Consider the following 5,396-nt stretch of genomic DNA (forward strand, 5'->3'; position numbering starts at 1 on the left):
CCGCAGGCTTCCAGCTGTTCCCCCGAAGGTAGGTCATCGGTGGCTCTCTTCTACAACCCGCTGGGGCACATCCAAGCGGTCGGCCCTGAGGGTGCACTGGCAGGCACAGCCATCCAGGCCGGCGCCGGCAAGGCGGTCGACACGGTCACCAACGGGGCGGTCAGCGCGTTGGAAGACGCCTGTTGTGGCCTGATCGACGACCATGACGCCAACGTCTCCTACGCCAGCGTCCGTGCCTACGTCGCCAAACGCCGCGCGACACCGCCAGCAACGGACAAGGTTGACTGACACAGGCCCACCCGACCCGGCCGCACCGACCGCCACAACGACCTGCGGGGCCTGTCACCGACGATTGTCCGCCCAGATCACAGGCCCGCCCTTCGGCAAACTTCGCTGACAACGGACAACTCGTCCGTAGGTGGGGCCAACTCCCACACGCGACGCCACGTCGGCAGCGGGTCGGCCTACGTGCCCGTGGCTACGGCCAGCCTTCGGCGGAGGGTCGTGACCATGAGCTGATCCATGCGTGTATAGATGTCGAGTCTACTCTCAGAGTATTGTCACCGACATGAGTGTTCCGCTGACCCTTCTTGGGCTGCTCGACCGTGAGCCGAGCCACGGATACGACCTCAAACACGACTACGACGCGTTTTTCGGACGGGGCAAGCCGCTGCCCTTCGGTCAGGTCTACGCCACTCTTGGACGGCTCGCCCGAGACGGCAAGGTCACGGCCGGACAGAGCGAGCCCGGCGGGGGACCGGACCGCAAGCGCTACGCCATCACCACCGTCGGGAAGACCGAGGTCGAGGCGTGGCTCGCCGAGCCGGTGCACGGCGAGCCGCACCTGCAGACGGTGCTGTTCACCAAGGTCGTGCTGGCGCTGATGTTGGGACGCGACGCCGGAGGCTACCTCGACGCCCAGCGTGCGGCGCATCTGCAGCGCATGCGGGAGCTGACCGAGGTCAAGCGCACCGGCGCTCTGATTGACGCCCTCCTGGCCGATCATGGCCTGTTTCATCTCGAGGCCGACCTGCGGTGGATCGACGTCACCTCGGAGCGGCTCACCGTCCTGGCAGACATGGTGCGTGCCGCATGAGAACCGACGACCTGCCCGCCGCACCCGCTTCCCGCGGCTGCATGATCGAGGCCCGCGGCGTCTACCGGTCGTTCGGCCCGACGCCCGCACTGCAGGACGCCTGCGTGTCGGTGGCCGCCGGGGAGATCCTGGCCGTCATGGGGCCGAGCGGCTCGGGAAAGTCGACGCTGTTGCACTGCCTGGCCGGGATCTTCACGCCGGACCGCGGCGAGGTCTGGTTCGACGGGCGACGGCTCGACACGCTCAGCGACACCAAGCGGACGCAGCTGCGGCGCACGAGTTTCGGGTTCGTCTTCCAGTTTGGCCAGCTGGTGCCCGAGCTGAGCGCGGCGGACAACATCGCCCTGCCGCTGCTGCTGGGGCGGGTCAACCGCAAAGAGGCCTACCGCCGGGCCGGATCATGGTTGAATCGGCTGGGGCTCGACGGCCTCGGTGGTAGGCGTACCGGGGAGCTGTCCGGCGGCCAGGCGCAGCGGGTCGCGCTCGCCCGGGCGCTCGTCGCCCAGCCCACCGTCCTGTTCGCCGACGAGCCGACCGGTTCGCTCGACTCCCTGACGGGCGAGCACGTCATGGGTCTGCTGGTCGACCTCGCCCGCGAAGAGGGCACGACCGTGATCCTGGTGACCCACGAGGCTCGGGTGGCCGCCTGTGCCGACCGCGAGGTCATGGTGCGCGATGGCACGGTCATCAACCCCTACGCGACACAGGTCATCCCGTGATGGTCCGGCTGGGTCTGGCGCTGTCGCTGCGTAGCGGCAGGGAGGCCCTCATCAGACTCGTGTTGATGGCGTCGGCGGTCACGGTCGGCGTCGCGGTGCTGCTGTCGGTGTTGGCCGATCTGCACGCTTTCCAGGCGACCAACAACCGGCCGTGCTGGGAGTGCACGCACGGGGCGGCGCCTGCCCGCCCCACACCGGGCGCCCCGAACAGCGAGCTGTGGAACTACAGCCTCGACTACTACCAGGGCCACCCCATCGAGCGGCTCGACGTGGCGGCCCTTGGCCCGCAGGCACCTGTCGTGCCGGGCGTCCCCAGACTGCCCGGCGCGGGACAGTACTACGCCTCACCGGCGCTGGCCACGCTGCTGGCCTCGGTACCACGCGACGAACTCGGTGACCGGTTCCCCGGTGTGCAGGCCGGCGTGGTCGGCGACGCGGCGCTGTCCAGCCCGGATGAACTAGCGATCATCATCGGGTACGCGCCCGAACGACTGGCCGCGATCCCGTCCACAATGCAGGTCAGCGCCATCGCGACCAAGCCCGTCGTCGCCAGCACCACCAGCCTGTACCAGTACGGATTCGGCCTCGCCGCGATCGCGCTGATCTTCCCGCTGCTGATCCTCATCGGCACGGCCACCCGGCTGGCAGCCGCTCGCCGCGAGGAGCGCTTCGCGGCGTTGCGGCTGGTCGGTGCGACAGCACGCCAGATCAATGTCATCGCGTCGATGGACGCGCTCGTCGGCGCCATGTTCGGCACGCTGGCAGGCATCTGGATCTTCCAGCTGCTGCGGCCTGCGGTCGCGGACGTCGCGATCACCGGCGCACGCTATTTCCCCGACGTGGTCACCGCGACCGGGTCCGAGTACGCCGCCGTCCTCATCGGCGTCCCACTCGCGGCGGTCGGTGCAGCGCTGTGGTCGCTGCGGCGGGTGCGGATCTCTCCGCTCGGCGTCAGCCGAAAGACGACACCCACCGATCCCCGGGCGTGGCGGGTTCTTCCGCTCCTGATCGGCATGCTCCTGTTCATAGGCCCGGCAACGCTCGGCAACAACAACGGAGCCCAGACGGCCGGCCGCCAACCTCCCCATGACCTTTCGGTCACCTTCCTCGGTCTCATGATGATCATGGCCGGGTTGGTCGTGGGCGGCTCCTGGCTCACGATGCAGGCCGCGCGTCTGGTCGCCCGGTCCGCGCGCGGTGCCGCGACGCTGCTGGCCGCACGGCGACTGGCCGACAACCCCACAGCCGCCTTCCGCTCCGTCAGCGGGCTCGTGCTGGCCGTCTTCATCGGGACGGCGATCGCCGGGCTCATACCAGCGATCATCTCGGGCCAGCAGGCGGTCGGCGGCGGCACGCTGCGCACCGTGCTGCGGGCCTCGTTCGCGCCGATACCGACCACCTGCGCGGGCGACTGCGGTACAGCCCCCATCCCCAGCGAATTCAGCCTCGCATCCGCTCAGCAGGGGCTGTCCCCGCAGACCGGCGCCGCTCTCCTGCACCGGCTGCGGTCCTATCCCGGCGTCACCGCGCTGGCGCTGTACACCCCGACGGCGCACGACAGCCAGCCCCAGACGTCATCCGATACCGGGTGGCCCCCCGGTATCGGCCACCTCGTCAGCTGCGAAAATCTCATCCAGTTCGCCGCGCTCGGGCAGTGCACCCCGGGCGTGCAGGCCGTGAACGCCGATTTCGGGCTCCTTCTGGGTACCGACAACATGCTGGCGGCCGAGAAGGACCTGCCCATCGTCGACCACGCCAGCGCCGCCGTCGCTGACGATCTCGCCGGCCTGGCTCTGGGAGCGGTGCTGATCAAAACCGACGATCCCGCGACGCTGGAGAAAGTCCGTACGCTGCTGACGATCTACATCGCACAGTCGACAGCGACCGACGCGCCGAAGACCTTCGGTGAAGTCGCCCACACCAGGGCGGTCCTTTTCGATGAAATCGAACAGATCACGCTGGTCGTGGTCGCAATAACCTTGTTCGTCGCGGGCTGCGGCCTCGCTGTGGCGGTCGGAGGAAGCCTGCTGGAACGCAAACGACCGTTCACCCTGCTGCGCCTGACCGGCACCCCGACCTCCACCCTCTACCGGGTGGTTCTGCTCGAATCGACATTACCGCTGGTCGTGGCGGCAGCCGTGGCCGCCGCCGCAGGTCTCGCCGTCGCGGTACCGATCGTCAGCCAGCTGGCCATCAAGGGCGGGTCCGCCGCACTGCCCGGTCACATCTACTACCTGACCATCAGCGGTGGCCTGGCCGTATCCCTGGCAGTGATCCTCACCGCCCTCCCACTACTCACACGCATCACCGAACCGAACAACGCACGTGTCGAATAGCCCGGCGGAATCACGCGGTCATTGTGGAGCTGCCGACGCTGCGGTTCTGTAGGGCTCGACGGACGCTTTCGTGCGAGGCGGTAGGCCGCCGCCTGGGCGTGATCACCCAGGCGGCGATGCATGTCGGCACGCGCCGAGTGGAAGTACAGATACGGAGCCCAGCCTTCATCACGCAGACATGTGCGGACGATGACAGCGCGGCACCGAAGCTCGGGTCGGGACGGAGGCTCACGGCGTCAGACGGCAGAGAGCGCGACCTCCGTCGACTTGATCAGAGCGGTTACGTTCGGGGCACGCCCGGCTTACGCCGAGGACACGGCCGTGGAAGTCGGCGATGATGTTGGCGAAGACCTCGCGGGCCTTGCTACTGGCGCCGAGGGCCGACCGGTCCGAGACGAAGCTGTCGATCACCGTCACGTACTGGTACCAGTCGGCAATGTCCCGAGCCCGCTGGTCGTCGGCGTTCGGCACGGTGAGGGGACCGTAGATTCCGCTTCGCTGGCGCAGGAAGAACAGCAGGTCCTCCTCGGTCGCGAAGCACTCACCGAGCTGCGCCCGCACCCAGCCGTTCGAGGCGAACTCGATCTGTGCGGCCGCCGGGTGGTAGGCGAACGGGAGGGAGCGCGGCAATTCGGGGAGAAAGAATTCCCGTGCCGGCGGCTCGGCGGTATCGGACGGGGTCATCACCGGGCCTGTTTCCATGGGCACTCCTCGTCTGGACGCCGGCGCGTTGAACAGGCCGTCCCGTATTGCCGGCGGATGGCGGACACTTTTTCGGAATAGCGATGATCAACATCGCTGACCGCCCCTGGCTGGAGCCGTCCCGCTTTTGTCGATCGGCAGAAGCGCGCCGGGGAGAGAGGAGGATGATATCCTCATATACGGAAGTCTGAGGCCAGATGGTCCGCGGATACGTAATTGTAACGAAGGAGGCTTCGCGGATGAGAATATATTATTTGCATGGTCGTGATAGCTGGCCGTAATAGTTGTGGAACAATCTGCGCCTTATTCCTGACTTGGCAGGCAGTCGATCTCCGCCGGTCGGATGGTCCTGAAGGTAGGAAAATTCGGAGACGCTGCGTGCACCGTACGTCATGGTCTCCGCGGACGTCGTCGTCGCCGACGAGCTGCTCATCACCACCGTTACCCACGACCACGCTGCCCGGGTGCGTTCCTACGAACTCCTCGCCCAGGCGTGGGCAGGTCTGGACTGACCACCGGGTTCACCGTCGTGTCAGGAGTGCT

The 5,396-nt window shown here is 67.6% G+C and carries 5 protein-coding genes; 4 read left to right on the forward strand and 1 reads right to left on the reverse strand.

Annotated features, from left to right (window positions below; genetic code table 11):
- The 4 genes from U9977_RS23195 to U9977_RS23210 all read left to right on the forward strand — a co-directional run.
- Positions 1 to 288: hypothetical protein (locus tag U9977_RS23195; protein WP_322751403.1), on the forward strand; the 288-nt coding region annotated here is incomplete at its 5' end.
- Positions 289 to 568: 280 nt separating this feature from the next.
- Positions 569 to 1,096 carry a PadR family transcriptional regulator gene (locus U9977_RS23200; RefSeq protein ID WP_322751404.1) on the forward strand — a complete coding sequence of 176 codons (528 nt, stop codon included), beginning with the start codon at positions 569 to 571 and terminating at the stop codon, positions 1,094 to 1,096.
- Complete coding sequence (locus tag U9977_RS23205) at positions 1,093 to 1,815, forward strand: ABC transporter ATP-binding protein (RefSeq protein ID WP_322751405.1); 723 nt, start codon at positions 1,093 to 1,095, stop codon at positions 1,813 to 1,815. Before U9977_RS23200 ends, U9977_RS23205 begins: the two co-directional genes overlap by 4 nt.
- The gene (locus U9977_RS23210; RefSeq protein ID WP_322751406.1) at positions 1,815 to 4,151 is read left to right on the forward strand and encodes an FtsX-like permease family protein; all 2,337 of its coding nucleotides are present in this window, start codon (positions 1,815 to 1,817) and stop codon (positions 4,149 to 4,151) included. Before U9977_RS23205 ends, U9977_RS23210 begins: the two co-directional genes overlap by 1 nt.
- Before the next feature lie 228 nt (positions 4,152 to 4,379).
- On the opposite strand, the gene U9977_RS23215 is transcribed toward U9977_RS23210, so the two are convergent.
- Positions 4,380 to 4,853, reverse strand: coding sequence for a hypothetical protein (locus U9977_RS23215; RefSeq protein WP_322751407.1), 474 nt, complete (start codon positions 4,851 to 4,853; stop codon positions 4,380 to 4,382).
- Positions 4,854 to 5,396: the final 543 nt, after the last annotated feature.

It is taken from the genome of Protofrankia sp. Cas8, from assembly GCF_963555845.1.
GTDB lineage: Bacteria > Actinomycetota > Actinomycetes > Frankiales > Frankiaceae > Protofrankia.

Bases quoted from the DNA above. Each gene is read 5' to 3' on its own strand.
- U9977_RS23200 (WP_322751404.1), top strand. From the start codon at position 569: ATGAGTGTTCCGCTGACCCTTCTTGGGCTGCTCGACCGTGAGCCGAGC.
- U9977_RS23205 (WP_322751405.1), top strand. From the start codon at position 1,093: ATGAGAACCGACGACCTGCCCGCCGCACCCGCTTCCCGCGGCTGCATG.
- U9977_RS23210 (WP_322751406.1), top strand. From the start codon at position 1,815: ATGGTCCGGCTGGGTCTGGCGCTGTCGCTGCGTAGCGGCAGGGAGGCC.
- U9977_RS23215 (WP_322751407.1), bottom strand. From the start codon at position 4,853: ATGGAAACAGGCCCGGTGATGACCCCGTCCGATACCGCCGAGCCGCCG.